Source organism: Pseudoalteromonas piscicida (assembly GCF_002744175.1).
GTDB classification, from domain to species: domain Bacteria; phylum Pseudomonadota; class Gammaproteobacteria; order Enterobacterales; family Alteromonadaceae; genus Pseudoalteromonas; species Pseudoalteromonas piscicida_B.
This window is the reverse complement of sequence record NZ_NKHF01000028.1, coordinates 24,513-40,121: the sequence shown is the minus strand read 5'-3', so window position 1 is coordinate 40,121 and position 15,609 is coordinate 24,513. Positions and strand designations below refer to the sequence as shown.

Here is a 15,609-nt window from a genome sequence, read left to right as displayed (position 1 = left end):
CTGCTTCGCTTGGGATTAGCCATCATAAAATGACTCAAGGGTTAGTCACGGTATGCATACTCGCTCAAACCAAGCTCAGCCAGCACGCCATCAAGGTGTGCTTTAGCCTCTTGAGTTGGGCCTGGGTACTCACCAGCAATGGGCACATTGCCCAAATAGCCAATGTCTTTACACCCTTCAGGGGTGCAAAAGTATGCGCCTAATACTAGGTCCTTAAAACGTGAGAATGCTTTACCAATACGCTGAAATTGCTCAGGTGTTTGCGCATTAAAATAGGCAATATCATCCATTATCTCGCGCTGTTTTGGAGTACTGAGTTGCAAAAATGGCTTGTTGAAGCGCAGTGTCGACTCATCGTCAATCCAAGCGAGCGCGTGGAGTATTGTCACTCTGTCTTTTTGCTGACCATGATACGGTGCGCTGACCCATTCGTCGATCACACTTGGTACTTGTACTTCTGAAGCCGATGGATGATTTCCTTCTTTTGGCACAATAAAGTCTGCAAGCACGGCAACTAACGTGAGTTGGGCTTCGCTGAGGGTAAGTGGCCATGGGGACTCTGGTGGCATAATCATATTTGGATCTGTACCATAACCTGTTGCTGTAACGGGCTTGATTTCAAGATCTGGCCAGTGGCCTGAAGACGGGTTTTTCCCCTCTATGACTTTACTGCAACCTGCGGTTAAGCTAACCGCAGAGCCTGCCGCCAGTAAGCCTAACCATTTTAGCGACTCGCGGCGCGTCATACCGGAGATATATTTATAAGAATCAACGCGATCAGGTGTATTCATTATAGTACTCCTTTATCAATCTGTTCAGCCAACCAAGTCGAGTTGCGCATTGCTAACGTCATAATAGTTAACGTACAGTTTTTATGAGGGTTAGAAGCAAAGACACCAGCGTCCATCACAAATAGGTTGTCACAGTCCCACGTTTGTCCCCACTGGTTGGTTACAGAGTCTTTTGGTGAGTTGCCCATTCTGGTTGTGCCTACTTCATGAATGATCTCACCACCTTTAGAAATGGCTTTCTCGGCAGGCGGTAATTCACCGACTTTAGCGCCCATGTTTTCTAGGATCTGCTTCGCGGTTTTAAGACCATGTTCAATTTGCTTGAGCTCTCTGTCTGACCACTTGAAGTGGAACTTAGCAACTAGGATCCCCCATTTGTCTTTAACCTGCTCATCAATTTCCATGTAGGAGTCTTTATTCGGTAACATTTCTCCGCGCAGTGCAAAGCCCACATAAGAGCCGTAAGCATCTCGTATTTGTTGTTTTAACTCAGGGCCATAACCTTGTTTGTTACCCGATACGCCAGAGCCTGGCTGATTAAACCCGCTGCTAATTTCAAAGTGATAGCCACGTGGGAAGTTTAGCTCACCTTTTTCATGGGCTTTGTGTCCCCACCATGGAATAAAGAGGTGATTGCCAGTATGACCGTCTTCGTTATAACGAGGCCTGCCTTTCAACGCTGGTATTTGTGCGCCAAGCCATGCGCCTGTAGAGTCCATTAAATTGCGGCCAACTTGACCACTTGAGTTAGCTAATCCCTTGGGATGTTTTGCGTGCTTTGAGTTAAGCAAAATACGAGCAGATTCACAGGCGCTAGCCGCTAAGATCACTACATCTGCGTTGAGAGCATGTTCTTGCGCAGACTTTTTATCAACGTAAGTCACCCCCGTGACTTTGCCATCCTCATTTACGGCGACCGATTTCACCATAGCGTCGGTGATCACTTTAAGGTTTCCGGTGGCTTTTGCCATTGGAATTAGCGAGGTTGTAGTTTGAAATGCTGCGCCAATCGAGCAGCCATGGCCACAAGGCGTGGCGTAAAAACATGCCAAGCGGTCATCTTTATTTTGGGTCAGTACCGCTCGGTGCATTGGCACGGCCGGGATCCCCATTTTTTTCGCAGCTGCTGCCACCAATAACTCAGGCACGCGCGGTGTTGGCGGTGGTTGCAACACACCAGGGGCTGAAGGCGGCATGTCGTCTAGGCCGGTATTGGTGCCACAGATCCCTACAATGTCTTCCGTTTTATCATACCATGGGGCAATATCTTGGTACTCAAATGGCCAATCGGCGCCATGACCATCGCGGCTTTTGCCCTTAAAGTCGTGTTCACTAAAGCGCAGCGAATAGCGTCCCCAGTGGTTTGTTCGGCCTCCGAGCATACGTGCACGCCACCAATAAAAGTCCGTATTTTCAGCGCGTGTGTAAGGCTCATCTGGTACTTGCCAGCCGCCATCTACTGTGGCGTCATAAAAACCAAAGTTCTTATCTTTGTTGCCCGCCCCCATGAGCGGCGCCTCACTGTTACGGCGGAACATCGGGCTTTCTGTTTTCGGGTCGTAGTCTCTTCCTGCTTCAAGCAATAAAACCTTGTGGCCAAGTTGAGTGAGGGTATAGGCTGCCATCGCACCGCCTGCACCAGAGCCAACCACCAATACTTTATGATCAAATGTTGCCATGATTACAGCTCCCGGATTTTGATGTTTTTAAACCACACTTGGTCACCATGGTCTTGCAGGCCAATATGGCCTTGTTTACCCTCAGCAAAGCCAGACCAAGTAGCAAACTTACTGTTGTTAACTAAGGTGTTCCAAGTTGTGCTGCCTATAACTATGCTGGTTGTGCTGATACCATTTTGCCAAACCTGTAAGTGGTTATCTTGCATCTTAATGCGAACCTGATTCCAAGTTTCTGCGGGCTTATGAGCGGCACTTGGCGCTGCGAACAAGTCATAAATGGAACCTGCCAAGTGAGAGTCTATTTTGTTGTCTGGGTGCTCTTTGTTATCTAAAATTTGAACTTCTGGTGCGTGAGAGTAAATAGCACCGCCTTTTTCATCAGCCAGTACAAAGATCCCACTGTTACCTTTTCGGGCAATTTTCCACTCTAGCTGAAGCTCAAAGTTTTGATACATTTTTTTGGTAAGAATATCGCCGCCGCCCCCTTGTGTGAGCGTCATGGCACCATCAATTGCTTGCCATTTGCTACTGAGTGTATCGCTTTTGAAGTTGCGCCATTGCGACATATCCTTGCCGTCGAATAGCAGTTGCCATCCGGCTTGTTGTTCTTGCGGGCTTAATTGGTTGTCAGTGGTACTGGCGCAGGCCGTACAACTAACCGCCAACGCCAGCGTTAGCATTTTTATAGAGTTGAGCATAATGGAACCTCGTCTGTTCACTTTTTACTTGTTGCTACTTAATACAAAGGGTATTACGCGTATTTCTCAACGCGTTTATTTTTATTGATATAGAGGTAAAGGCCGATAAAGGCGGCAATTAAAATTGCTGGAAACAGTAGGATGTTTTCAAGCACAGCTTGACCTGCAACCAGGTCGGCTTGCTGAGAACCTAAGTTAGCTGCTTGCGCCTCGAGTCTTGCTGAATCTATCCAGCTGCCAATCACAGGGTTCCACATACTGACAGCAAACATGCCAGCGCCGCCCATTAATGACATACCAAGCGCCCCTGTTTTTGGTGTGTACTCTGCAACACACCCCAGCATGGTTGGCCAAAAATAAGTGACACCCAAGGCAAATAGCACGGCCGCCAAATAGATCGCTGACCCTTGCGCTTGACTCATCATGAAAATCCCTGCTGTTGCTAACACCGCTGACCCCAACAGCACCCCCGTTGGATTAAAACGGTGCACAATAGGCCCGGCAAAGAAGCGACCTAGCGCCATTAAACCGGTGATCAGCGCAAGGATCATCATAGGTGAGGCGCCCGAAGCCCCCAATATGCGTTCAATCCACTGCTGTGTGCCAAGTTCGGTCGTTGCGGTTAGCGTCATACAGCAAATCAAAAATAGGTATAAGGGTGAAAATAAGTGCTTAAGATTGCTGGTGGTAGAGTGCTCAGTACGGTCAAATTCAGGGAATTGCGACTTAACCATCATGGCACCATACACTATGGTTGGAATTAAAATTAACGCGACCTGCCATTGCCAGTTAAAGCCCGATGCGGTCATCGCGTTGGAAGCCAGCGCACCAATCACGATGCCGCCCGGAAACCAAACGTGGAAGCGGTTAAGCATGGTCGTTGTGTTTTTCGGATACATTTCTGCAATTAATGGGTTACAGCCAGCTTCTACAGAGCCGTTAGCAAAACCGATTAAAAATGTTGAGATCAACAACAGCCAAAAGCCGTCTGCGGTAATGGTTAAAACCAGCCCCGCGAAGTGACAGATAAAGGCGAGGGCGACTAGTTTTTTCGCCCCGATGGCATTATAAATTGCGCCACCTAGCATAGTGGCGACGGGAAAGCCGAGAAATGCCATAGCATTGACCCAGCCAAGTTCGGTATCGGTAAGACCAAACTGCTCGCCTAATTGCCCTAAGATCCCTGCGCGGATCGCAAACGTCATTGACGTGACGACCAGTGCAAGGCAGCAGAGCTGAAAGACGGTGCGATTATGATTATTATTATTCATGGTCGTTGTCCTGTTATTTTATGCCGAGTATCTGATTATTGCGTTCGGTGTCTGTGCAACTTCCAGCAAAATCATCAAAGGCTTTTTCAGTTGGTCTGATCAGATGTTGGTTGATAAATTCAGCGCCTTCTTTGGCCCCATCTTCTGGATGCTTAATACAGCACTCCCATTCCAACACTGCCCAACCGTCAAAGCCATACTGTGTTAACTTACTGAATATTTTCTTAAAGTCGACCTGCCCATCGCCTAATGAACGAAATCGTCCTGGCCGTTGTTGCCATCCTTGGTATCCGCCGTACACACCGCAGCGGCCATTGGGGATAAATTCCGCATCTTTCACATGAAACGCTTTAATACGTTCATGGTAGATGTCGATAAACGCTAAGTAGTCCAATTGTTGCAATACAAAGTGACTGGGGTCGTAGAGGATATTGGCACGAGGATGATTATTAGTGACCGCTAAAAAGCGTTCAAAAGTCACCCCATCGTGAAGATCTTCGCCCGGGTGGAGCTCGTAGCAGAGATCCACGCCAACTTCGTCAAAGCGATTTAAAATTGGTAACCAACGTTTTGCTAGTTCCTCAAAACCTTGTTCAACTAAACCACTAGGGCGTTGCGGCCAAGGATAAAACGTGTGCCATAACAAGGCGCCAGAAAAACTAGCATGGCTGGTTAAGCCAAGTTTGGCACTGGCGCTGGCGGCCAGCATCAGTTGAGCTTTGGCCCATTCCATTTTAGCCTGTGGCGATCCATGCACCGATCTAGGTGCAAAGCCATCAAACATTTGGTCATATGCTGGATGCACAGCGACAAGTTGGCCCTGAAGGTGCGTCGACAGCTCTGAAATAGTAAGCCCATGTTCGGCTGCAATACCAGTGATCTCATCGCAATAATCTTGGCTTTCAGCGGCTTTTTGTAAGTCGAACAATCGCGACTCCCAACTCGGCAGCTGAATACCTTTATAGCCAAGACCAGCAGCCCACTGACAAATTGAATTAAAGTCATTAAATGGTGCTTGATCAGAGACAAACTGTGCGAGAAAAATAGCGGGTCCTTTAATTTGCTTCATTATTTTTTATCCAATGGTAAAGGGGTGCCATTTAGTGTCTTTTGCACTTGCGGCTACCGCGTTTTCGATAAAAGCCATGCCGCGAATTGCGGCTTTGATGCTAGGCACGTCAAACTCATCAGGTTGCACCGTTGGCTGCTGTTGATGGGCACGGATCAAATTGGCGAAGTTAAGATAGATATTTGCAAACGCTTCTAAGTAACCTTCGGGATGTCCTGCTGGAATACGGGTGGCATTACTGGCCGCTTGGCTTAGCATGCCAACTCCGGTACGGATCAACTGTGCAGGAGCATTGGCAAACTTCAGCCATAAACTATTGGGCTCCATTTGTGACCACTCTATGCTAGCTTTGTCGCCAACTATTTTGAGAGTCAGATTGTTTTCTTCCCCAAGTGCTATTTGACTTGCCATGAGCAGGCCTTTTGCACCATTGTCGAAGCGCAATAAAACCGTACCATCGTCATCAAGTTGTCGCCCAGGCACGACTGTATTCAAGTCAGCACAAAGAGACTCAATCTCCAAGCCACTGACGTATTCCGCTAAATTGGCCGCGTGTACACCTATGTCTCCCATACAGCAGCTAATCCCAGATTTACTGGCATCCAAACGCCAACTTGCTTGCTTACTATTTTCATCATCAGCGCTTGCCAACCACCCTTGGCTATACTCAACCACCACTTTACGGATAGTGCCAAGTTCGCCTGTGGCAATACGGTGACGTGCTTCTTTCACCATAGGATAGCCCGTATACGTATGGGTTAAGCCGTATAAGCTGTGTGTGCCTTGTAGCAAGGATTGTAGTTGTAACGCTTCAGACAAATTCAGCGTTGCTGGTTTATCGCTTAATACGTGAAAGCCATGCTTAATTGCGGCAACAGCAATAGGAAAGTGCAAATGGTTTGGGGTCACGATGGCAACAAAGTGAATACGCTCCGATTCTGGAAGCGCGGCTTCTTGACGGAGTAACGTCTCGTAATTGTCATAGCAACGGTGTGGCGCTAATCCTAACTGCTTGCCCATTGCCGTACTTTTGTGCGGATCGGCGCTAAATGCACCCGCAACCAGCTCAATCTGACCATCTAGGCGCGCAGCCATACGGTGTACTGCGCCTATAAACGCGCCTTCGCCACCGCCTACCATGGCCATGCGGATTTTGTAATTATCCATCGTTTAGCTCCATCGAGTTATCGAGGTAAGTTAATCTGATGTTATTGATAATAGGTAACAGATGCATCAAGGTGATAATAAAAATTCGGTTGACAATGCAACAAAATCGGCGTTTAAAATAAAATATGAAATTCACGTTTTAGCGCAGGATGGGCGTAATGGAAGAGCAAACCCTTTTAAATAAAGCAGGCGTAAATCAACTCATTGCGGCGTTTGATTTGATCCCAGATATTCTCTTTTGGGTAAAAGATACAAAAAGTAGAATTGTGCATGCAAACCAGCAATTTGTTGAGCATCAAGGGTACAAAACACTGGATCAAATCCTGTTAAAAACAGATTTTGACTTCTCACCTCAACATTTGGCCTTTCAATACGTCAATGATGACAAACGGGTAATGGAAGGGTTTGTGGTAACCGACAGGCTAGAATTAAACCAAACCACAGGAGGAGAGTTGGCGTGGTTTTCCACCTCAAAGAAAATTTTATTGGATGAGGATAATGCCATTATGGGCACCTACGGAGTCACTCGGCATTTAGCAAAAACCTCAAAGGCGCTCTCTCATGTGAGAGCCATTGAGGCACCGGTTGAGTTTATTCGAGCGCATTATCATCGTCATATTTGTATCGAAGAGTTGGCTGAACTTGCTCACCTGTCCGTCAGTGCATTGGAGCGCCGATTCAAGAAGCACCTTGCCAAAACCCCAAATCAATTTATTAACGAAGTGAGGCTCGAAAATGCCCGAAAGCTCCTCGTAGAGACGCGTTTACCCGTTTCACAAGTGGCTTATCAATGCGGGTTTGCGGAACCGAGCTATTTTAGTAAGCAGTTTCGAAGACTATTCGGTGAAATTCCTTCCCAGCTACGTAAGGAACTGGCGTCGAGCGAGCGATAAAGCGGCATGCTCTGGCGGCAATGCAGGTGGCACCAACAGCGCAGCAAATTCATCATGTAGCCAAGGGCGAATAGGCTGTGCAATACCGCCAACCAACGCCACTTTATCTGCACCCTTGTGCTGTAAGTGGTACAAGTAGCGTTCAATAAAGTGCGCAGCTGATTGTAATATGCGCAGCGCATATGGGTCTTGTGAGTTGCTAAACACCAAAGGAGCGAACTGGGCAAAGTAGTGCGGAGAAGCATGTAATGTCAACGCCACTAAGTCCTCAGTACAGTGACAGTTGAGTTGTGCTAGGAGCGTTTCGATAAGCAAGCTACTAGGAGAAATCGTATCGAGTACTTCCAGTGCGTATTTGACTAGGCTTAGTCCAATCCAAGCGCCGCTGGCACCATCACTTAACCATAGTCCATGGCCACCTATTTCACTAAACGAGCCCTGCTTGACGAGTCCTGCGCAAAACCCAGTGCCTAAAATAATAATGCCGCCATCATGGTATTGATGCGCACCAAGACAGGCAATATGGGCATCGGTGGTGAAGTCAAAATGAGCAAATGGAGCCTGCCATTCTCGCATTGCCATACAGGCATGACTCACATTTGCACCGGCTAGACCCGCAAAAGCGTGAATGTGGTTGACTGCACTTGCGGGCAACTTTGCCTTTGTCAGCGCTGTCATTGTGGCACTCAATATTGCTTCTTGTGCTTGAGAAGCCGAGGTGGCGATATTAGCAGGCCCGCTGGTCGCCTCTGCAAGCAGCTGTTTATTATCATCTTCTAGGCGTACTTTGCACTTAGTACCACCGCCATCAATGCCAAGAAAAAGTTTAGTTGCTGTCATTGTGCTTCCCGTTGCTTTGCCGTAATGAGCGCTTTAACACGTTGCGAACAGACTTCACCGTTGGTGTTATGCGCATCTGAATGAGCATGCAGAGACAAGGGCCCAAGCTCGCTAAGGGTCCACAATGTGGCGGCACTTTTACTGTCTACTCCACCGCCAATAACCAGCTCAATTTGACCCTTTAAGGCATAAAGCAAGTTCTCAAGGCGTGTTATATTTTGTATTGCACTTTGCTGGCTGAGCCATGGACTGCCAGCGCTAAGCACCCGGTCAACGCCGAGCTCTAGTAGCGTATCGGCTGCATGTTGCCAATGCTGTGCAGCGTCAAAAGCACGATGAAAAGTCACGCTTAGCCCGAGTGATTTGGCGCTCGCAATCAGCGACTGGCAATACGCTTTGGCAATCTCCTTGCGGTGATCAATAAAACCTAGGGCAACACCGGTGGCGCCAGCTGCTGCGATTAATTCGAGCGCTCGCTGTAATTGTTTGAGTATGGTCGCATCGATAAAAAAATGTGCTTCGTTTCGCAGCATAACAATACATTCTCCAGTACAAGGTAGCAGTTGCGAAACTGCGGTGATTGCATGGGTTGCTGGAGTTAGCCCGCCGCAGCGCAAGTTACTGCAAAGTTCTACCCTTGTTGCGCCAGATGCAAAAGCAGTTTGTACATTTTGTTGCAACAAATCTGAAGGGAGGCTGTTGAGGCATATTTCCAAGTTTTTACCTGAATTGTTCGCCAAATTCATATTTTTCTCTTGAAGTTGAATATTTTTAAAGTTTAAAATCTCCGGTTTTGAATATTTAATTAGTTCAATAAAAACATTTGGTTACACATGTTTTGAACGCTTTTAAATTGCCGAAAATAGAAACTAATAATGAGTTTTTATGTTAACTAGACTATAAACCAAGGGAATTTAAATTGGATCTTTTTTTGACCTAAACGCCGATTTTGTCTTAGTGCAAACCGAAATTCTATTATCACTTTTTGTAGAGCACTCCTATTCTGAACGAGTGCTTCACAAACCATTTACCCCGATAGGGAAACAAAAAAGGGTCGTCACAAAGTAATGCGTCATGGAGCAGCAAGGGACGTCATTACTTTATAAATTATAAAAATCTTGGAGATAGGAATGGCCAATAATAATAACAGACGCTATGCGACAGGAAGGTCGCGGCAATTTAGTAAGTCTGCACTGGTCCTCGCTATGTTATCAGCTACTAACTGGGCAATGGCTGAAGAAACCAATAAAGAGGAAGCGCAGGAGATTGAGACCATTGAGGTGCGCGGGATCCGTGCGTCCATGGCAGAAAACTTGGCAATAAAGCGACTATCAAACGCCATTGTTGATGCGATTACCGCTGAAGATATCGGAAAGTTTCCTGATAAAAACGTTGCTGATTCACTGCAACGGGTTCCCGGTGTTGTCATTTCTCGAAGTGGCGGGGAAGGGGAGAATGTTAGCATTCGCGGTCTGTCATCGGACCTTACCTTTACTCAGCTCAATGGCAACTTTATTGCGTCTTCACCAGGCTCGCCGTCACGCTCGTTTAGTTATTCGTTGTTACCTGCAACTATGGTGCAATCGGTTGAAGTATTTAAATCATCCGAAGCGAGATTAGATGAAGGTGGGGTGGGCGGTACAGTTATTTTACACAGCCGCAAACCACTCGATATGGATGCCAATTCTGGAGCGTTCAATCTTGAGTATACTTACGCCGATGTGACAGAAGAATATGAGCCTAATTTTAGCGGTGTGTATTCGTGGAAAAACGACGATGAAACCTTTGGTCTTCTGGTTGGCTACACCAAACAAGACAGAACTAACCGCTCGTTAGGCGGTGATATGTCAGGTGGCGGCGGTTGGCGCTGGGCAACGAGTTCTGAACTGCCTGCCACTGATGTTAATGGTAATGTGATTGCCGACAGCTCAAGACGTTTTGCGGCGTTAGAAGATGCTTATGGCAATGTATACGATGGGGTTTGGGCTCCACAGGTTGCGGGCGTTGGAGTAACTAAAGAAAAGCGTGAGCGCCAAGGGTTACAGGCGACGCTTCAGTGGCGTCCAAATGATGACTTATCATTGACTTTCAATCATTTCCATTTTGAGCTCGGGCAAAACCGCACCACGTCGCAAATGTGGATCCCTGAGTGGAAATATAATCCCGACTTTCTCACCGGTATCACTGTGGATGACTCGGGCATGGTTGTTACCGGCATGGATTTCACCACCGGTGCTGGAGGTACGGAAGGAAACCTTGAATTCCCATGGATAATTGGTAGCTACACAAAAGAAAAAGACACCTCAGACACCTATGATTTTGCGTTTGAATATGCCGGAGACTTGTATGATCTGCGCGGCAAGTTTGGTCACACTCGTGCCAGCGGCGGTCCTTCTGAATCTTGGAGTGCGGCGTACAAGAGCGGACAACCTGCAAGTCGCAGTGATTCTGGGATGGTTGAAAATGCAGCCTCGTTTGCAGGGTGGCGATTAGGCGATAGAGTATCCTTGTATGCAGACCCCGCGTTACTTTCCAATCTGCAAGCAGGAGTTGCAGGTGATCCAGACCCAGGTTCTACCGGCTCCAGCTTTGTGGTGAGTGACTTAGAAGAAGATTATGCGCAACTCGATTTAGATTATCGGGTGGGGTATGGCATTGTAGATACACTGCGAGTGGGGGCTAAATACCGAAAGGCTACCCTACACAGAGAGACCAATAATACCTTCTTCATCACTCAAGCAGGGGCCGATAAGATAGCCAGTGGTGAGCTAGATCCGTTCAGCCAAGGGGCCATTGATGAAGTGTCTTATCAGTGGATTGGCGGCATGCCAAAACTGGAAGATATTTTGAACGCGACATCAGAACAAAATATCCCTGGAGGCTTTGAAGTCAATACCATGCCAACCATTAATTGGGACCGGTATCGCGAAATCGTCACCAGTGAATATGTTAAGCACACTCGTAGAGAACCCGATTTTGTGTTTGATATTGAAGAAGAGATCATGGCCGCTTATCTTCAGGCAGACTTTTCCTTTGGTGACTTTAGAGGCAACATTGGTGTGCGTTATGTGGAGACTGAAACGCAGATCATGTCCTCAGATAAAATCAATTACTTCCTCGATGATATTGATGATGTTACCGAGGAGGATATCTTGGGTGACGAGCGTCTTATTGATGTAGAAACCACTACGGCTCGAACCGTCACGGATTCTCAGTTTTTACCTAGTTTTAATATTGTCTGGGATGCCAGCGACAACTTAGTGGTGCGTGGTGCAATTGCAAAAACCATGTCTCGCGCGCCATTCAACGACATGGGGGCGCCAGAGCAATTGACCTTTATCTCACAAGAATGGGCAGATGACCGACTTGAATTTAGAGGCAACCCAGTTGAACCCGGGTGGCGCGGTTCAGGTGGCAATAAGGCCCTGAAGCCGTTTGAGTCAGTGCAAATGGACTTATCCGCGGAGTATTACTATGGCGAAGGCTCGGCAGTTGGGGTTGCGCTATTTAACAAAGAAGTTGATAACTTTATTGTGCCTTTGATTATTACATCAGTCAGACCATTTGAAGGATTTACCAATCCATTTACGGGCGCAGAAATTGTGCCACCTGGAGACATTACCGTTACGCCATTTACCACCACAGCCAATGGCACCAATGCACGTCACGAGGCATTGAGCTGTTTGCTCAGCACGCTTTTGATAATGGCTTTGGGATTAACGTCAACTATACCCTGAATGACACCAATCAGGCAGATATTAGCGTTGATGGTGAAAAGGTTGGGGAATCTGCTTTGGTGGGCAGTGCCGATAACCAATTCAATTTCTCCGGGTATTACGAAAATGACACCTTTAGTGTTCGCGCATCCTATAACCGTCGAGGTGAAACCGCATTAGGGCTAGCTGATGGACTTACGGTGTATCAGGAACCTTACCAACAGATAGACGTTAATGCTTCCTACAACTTGATGGAAAATCTAGTGTTGACGGCATCTGTGATCAATCTTACCAAAGAAGAACCACGCACTTTTTATGGCAAAGATTCAAAGGCGAGGTTAAGGAGCAGTAGTTATACCGGACAGCGTTATTACGCAGGGATCACCTATCGCTTTTGATGTTGGGTGAACACAATCAAAAAAGAGGCAAGTAAGCGTTACGCTGAAACAACAATAGTAAAACGATAAGCGTCAACACTTGCTTGTGGCTGTTAGAGCAAGTCGCATACCAGCGTGGCTTGATATCTAAAAAGGTAACGAGATGAAAATGTATAATAAAATTAGAAATGCAGTGCCGCTGATTGTAGCTACCAGCGTGCTAGCTGCATGTGGCGGGGGGAGCGACGACCCTAAAGTCGAAGACATTCCTGTGACACCTGCCGTGACTACCGCCGAAGTATCTGGCTCTGTGGTAAAAGGTGTCCTGAGCCAAGCGGATATAGCAGTAACCGCACTGAATGGTACAACCATGACCATGGGTGGCAATACGAGTTCAGATCAAGCCGGTGAACTGTTTATTGAACTTACCGGTGAAGCTGGGTTTGGTATTAACTCCACGATTAAAGTGTCAGCTACAACAAGTGAGCAGTCGCAGATGCGTTGTGATGCCATTCAGTGTGGCGCGGCGGGGCTTGGCGAAATGGTCAGTGGTGATTATTTATCTGGGGTGACGTTAACAACGTTAAGCCAAGTGGCAGTGCCTTATGGTACCAGTGCCGATGGCCATGCCGACACCACTTTGCAAATAAACGCTTTGACGACGCTTGCAACTATGCTGGTGGAGCAACAAATTTCAGCTGGTCGCAACGTTGCGACAGCAGAGCTTATGGCTTTGGCAAAAGCAGAGATGTCTGCATTATTGCTGCGCGCGCTGGGCTGGCAAACGAGCAATACCAATGTGTTTGAACTGCCTGTTGTTAGTGCCGAGCAGCTATCAAATTTTGAACTGGGTGAGCAATGCACTACGTCCGAGGCTGGTGAGCAAAGCTGTGAAATGACTTATGTGTCACCTAGTATTCAAAAGTTGTCTTTACTCAATGCCGCATTTGCACAGTTTGATGAACAAGGTTCGCTTCAGACTGTTTTGACAACTGCGATGAATAACCTTAACGCTGCACTTGGCGACGATGAAGCTGCATTAGAAGCACTTCGCCTGCCTATTTATAGTGCACTTGAGGCACACCCTGTGACCGCACAGCTAGATCTCAGCGCGGACAGCATCATGGATTTATCCTTACCTTTATTCGATGAACCTATTTCTAGTGGGCCGATGCAACAAGTCATGACGGCGGGGGCAACGGCGACAGCAAGAAATGCAATTAGTGATGCTGAAAGTGCAGATAAAGCATTTGATGGCGACCCGCAAACGAAATGGCTAGACCATAATGACTGGCAAGGTCCACCGACCGAAGCATCCCCCTCTTGGATCCAAGTGGACTTTGCAACGGCTAAAGCGATAAGTGGTGTGTATATTACCAGTGCCAATGATGCGCCTGAACGTGATCCCGAAAACTTTGCATTGTTAGCATCGAATGATGCGGGGGCGACTTGGGTGAAATTAGGGGATGTGGTCGGTGCTTCCTTTGAAGCGCGTTTTGAGCGCCAAGGCTTTGTATTTAGCAACGCTCAGAAGTACACCAGCTATCGTCTTGAAGTTACTAAAAATAAAAACAATGATGGGTTATTGCAAATTGGTGAAATCCAGTTTGTGGGGCCTGTTTATCCAAGTGTTGATCACACCGATACAGTAACGTTTGCGGTGACGGCAAGTAATAGTATTGGCGAAGCGGAAAATCAAGATAAAGCATTTGATAACGACCCTACAACCAAATGGCTTGATCACAATGATTGGCAGGGGCCACCAACGGTAGAAGCACCGTCTTGGCTACAGGTTAACTTTAATGAAGCTGTAGCCGTTAATCAGCTGGCTATTACCAGTGCCAATGATGCGCCTGAGCGTGACCCTGAGAACTTTGCTCTATATGGCTCTAACGACGATGGCTTAACTTGGCTATCGTTGGGTCAATGGGTTGGTGAGTCCTTCGAAGCGCGAGGTGAGCGACAAAGCTTTATGGTTGCAAACCAACTGCCATACCAAAGCTACCGTCTTGAAGTTACCAAAAATAAAAACAATGATGGTTTGATGCAGCTCGCTGAAGTAGAGCTAATTGGACCTGAGGTGTCGGGCTTAGATCATGCTCAAGTTCAAGGTGCAAGTTATTCAGCACGCTTTAGTATTAGCGACGCTGAGGGCGCGGCTCAAGCATTCGATAAAAACCTCGACACTAAATGGTTAGATCATAATGACTGGCAAGGGCCTCCAACGCCTGAAAACCCAGCATGGATCCAAGTCAACTTACCACAGGCGCAGGCAGTGAATACTTTGTATATCACTAGCGCTAATGATGCACCTGAACGTGATCCTGAAAACTTCCAATTGTTGGCCTCTCATGATGGTGAAACCTGGCAAGTGTTAAACACTTGGGTGGGAGAGTCGTTTGAGTCTCGCTTTGAGCGTCGAGCCTTTACATTTTCTAACGGTCTTGCTTATTCATATTATCGCTTAGCTATCAGTAAAAACGCCAATAACGATGGCCTAGTGCAAATCGCGGAAATTGAGTTGGCTGGACCGCAGTACGCTCTTGAAGATTTGTCTGATTTGGCTGGAACTAGCTTTACCGCCCGGAATCGTATTGGAGATGCAGAAAGTGAACAAAAAGCGTTTGATAACGATATCGAGACAAAATGGCTAGATCACAATGAGTGGCAAGGCCCGCCAACAGAGGAATCACCATCTTGGATCCAAGCTGATTTTACTGCACCACAGATTGTGAGTGGTTTGGCAATCACCAGTGCGAATGATGCACCTGAACGCGATCCTGAAAACTTCCAATTACTGGGTTCAAATGATGGTGGTGAAACATGGACTGAAGTGGCCAGTTGGGTAGGGGAAAGCTGGGATGATAGGTTATCTCGAAAAACCTTTGCTTTTTCCAATGCGTTCGCTTACTCCAGCTATCGTCTAAGTATTAGTAAGAATGCTAATAATGATGGTTTAGTACAGATCTCAGAAATTGAGCTCCTTGGTCTAAGTGCGCAGTAGCACTGCTAGGTGACTTTATGTTGATTTAATACCAAATGTATTAAGTAAACGGATTAGTATCCAACTCAACCAAAAAAGCCAGAATGCGAGTGTGCGTTCTGGCT

General features: G+C 47.0%; 10 protein-coding genes and 1 pseudogene. 3 read left to right on the top strand and 8 right to left on the bottom strand.

What is annotated here, in order from left to right:
* Positions 1-41: 41 nt before the first annotated feature.
* The 6 genes from CEX98_RS06585 to CEX98_RS06560 are packed head-to-tail and all read right to left on the bottom strand — an operon-like array spanning position 42 to position 6,675.
* Complete coding sequence (locus tag CEX98_RS06585; protein ID WP_099641311.1) at positions 42-791, bottom strand: gluconate 2-dehydrogenase subunit 3 family protein; 750 nt, start codon at positions 789-791, stop codon at positions 42-44.
* The gene (locus CEX98_RS06580) at positions 791-2,470 is read right to left on the bottom strand and encodes a GMC family oxidoreductase (protein WP_099641310.1); all 1,680 of its coding nucleotides are present in this window, start codon (positions 2,468-2,470) and stop codon (positions 791-793) included. The genes CEX98_RS06585 and CEX98_RS06580 overlap by 1 nt, the downstream gene beginning before the upstream one ends.
* A gap of 2 nt (positions 2,471-2,472) precedes the next feature.
* A complete protein-coding gene (locus CEX98_RS06575; RefSeq protein WP_099641309.1) occupies positions 2,473-3,168 on the bottom strand; it encodes a 3-keto-disaccharide hydrolase in 696 nt (231 codons plus the stop codon).
* A gap of 53 nt (positions 3,169-3,221) precedes the next feature.
* Positions 3,222-4,439: an MFS transporter gene (locus CEX98_RS06570; protein ID WP_099641308.1), complete on the bottom strand. Its 1,218-nt coding sequence runs from the start codon at positions 4,437-4,439 to the stop codon at positions 3,222-3,224.
* A 13-nt stretch (positions 4,440-4,452) separates the two neighbouring features.
* Positions 4,453-5,508, bottom strand: a complete 1,056-nt coding sequence (locus CEX98_RS06565) for a sugar phosphate isomerase/epimerase family protein (protein ID WP_099641307.1) — start codon at positions 5,506-5,508, stop codon at positions 4,453-4,455.
* 6 nt (positions 5,509-5,514) lie between these two features.
* Entirely contained in the window at positions 5,515-6,675 is a 1,161-nt protein-coding gene (locus tag CEX98_RS06560; RefSeq protein WP_099641306.1) for a Gfo/Idh/MocA family protein, read from the bottom strand.
* Positions 6,676-6,833: 158 nt separating this feature from the next.
* Here CEX98_RS06560 and CEX98_RS06555 point away from each other — a divergent pair, with 158 nt between their 5' ends.
* Positions 6,834-7,568 carry an AraC family transcriptional regulator gene (locus CEX98_RS06555; protein WP_099641305.1) on the top strand — a complete coding sequence of 245 codons (735 nt, stop codon included), beginning with the start codon at positions 6,834-6,836 and terminating at the stop codon, positions 7,566-7,568.
* Here the strand turns inward: CEX98_RS06555 and CEX98_RS06550 are convergent.
* Together CEX98_RS06550 and CEX98_RS06545 are read right to left on the bottom strand one after the other, a co-directional pair.
* Entirely contained in the window at positions 7,536-8,408 is an 873-nt protein-coding gene (locus tag CEX98_RS06550; RefSeq protein ID WP_099641304.1) for a BadF/BadG/BcrA/BcrD ATPase family protein, read from the bottom strand. The genes CEX98_RS06555 and CEX98_RS06550 overlap by 33 nt on opposite strands.
* On the bottom strand, positions 8,405-9,154 hold the full coding sequence (locus CEX98_RS06545; protein ID WP_099641303.1) for a copper homeostasis protein CutC: 750 nt from the start codon (positions 9,152-9,154) through the stop codon (positions 8,405-8,407). Before CEX98_RS06545 ends, CEX98_RS06550 begins: the two co-directional genes overlap by 4 nt.
* Before the next feature lie 384 nt (positions 9,155-9,538).
* Between CEX98_RS06545 and CEX98_RS06540 the strand changes: the two are divergent.
* Positions 9,539-12,522, top strand: a pseudogene (locus CEX98_RS06540) (TonB-dependent receptor).
* A gap of 142 nt (positions 12,523-12,664) precedes the next feature.
* On the top strand, positions 12,665-15,505 hold the full coding sequence (locus CEX98_RS06535) for a discoidin domain-containing protein (RefSeq protein WP_099641302.1): 2,841 nt from the start codon (positions 12,665-12,667) through the stop codon (positions 15,503-15,505).
* The last annotated feature ends 104 nt before the right edge of the window (positions 15,506-15,609 follow it).

Bases quoted from the DNA above. Each gene is read 5' to 3' on its own strand.
- CEX98_RS06570 (WP_099641308.1), bottom strand. From the start codon at position 4,439: ATGAATAATAATAATCATAATCGCACCGTCTTTCAGCTCTGCTGCCTT.
- CEX98_RS06580 (WP_099641310.1), bottom strand. From the start codon at position 2,470: ATGGCAACATTTGATCATAAAGTATTGGTGGTTGGCTCTGGTGCAGGC.
- CEX98_RS06565 (WP_099641307.1), bottom strand. From the start codon at position 5,508: ATGAAGCAAATTAAAGGACCCGCTATTTTTCTCGCACAGTTTGTCTCT.
- CEX98_RS06535 (WP_099641302.1), top strand. From the start codon at position 12,665: ATGAAAATGTATAATAAAATTAGAAATGCAGTGCCGCTGATTGTAGCT.
- CEX98_RS06560 (WP_099641306.1), bottom strand. From the start codon at position 6,675: ATGGATAATTACAAAATCCGCATGGCCATGGTAGGCGGTGGCGAAGGC.
- CEX98_RS06545 (WP_099641303.1), bottom strand. From the start codon at position 9,154: ATGAATTTGGCGAACAATTCAGGTAAAAACTTGGAAATATGCCTCAAC.
- CEX98_RS06575 (WP_099641309.1), bottom strand. From the start codon at position 3,168: ATGCTCAACTCTATAAAAATGCTAACGCTGGCGTTGGCGGTTAGTTGT.
- CEX98_RS06550 (WP_099641304.1), bottom strand. From the start codon at position 8,408: ATGACAGCAACTAAACTTTTTCTTGGCATTGATGGCGGTGGTACTAAG.
- CEX98_RS06555 (WP_099641305.1), top strand. From the start codon at position 6,834: ATGGAAGAGCAAACCCTTTTAAATAAAGCAGGCGTAAATCAACTCATT.
- CEX98_RS06585 (WP_099641311.1), bottom strand. From the start codon at position 791: ATGAATACACCTGATCGCGTTGATTCTTATAAATATATCTCCGGTATG.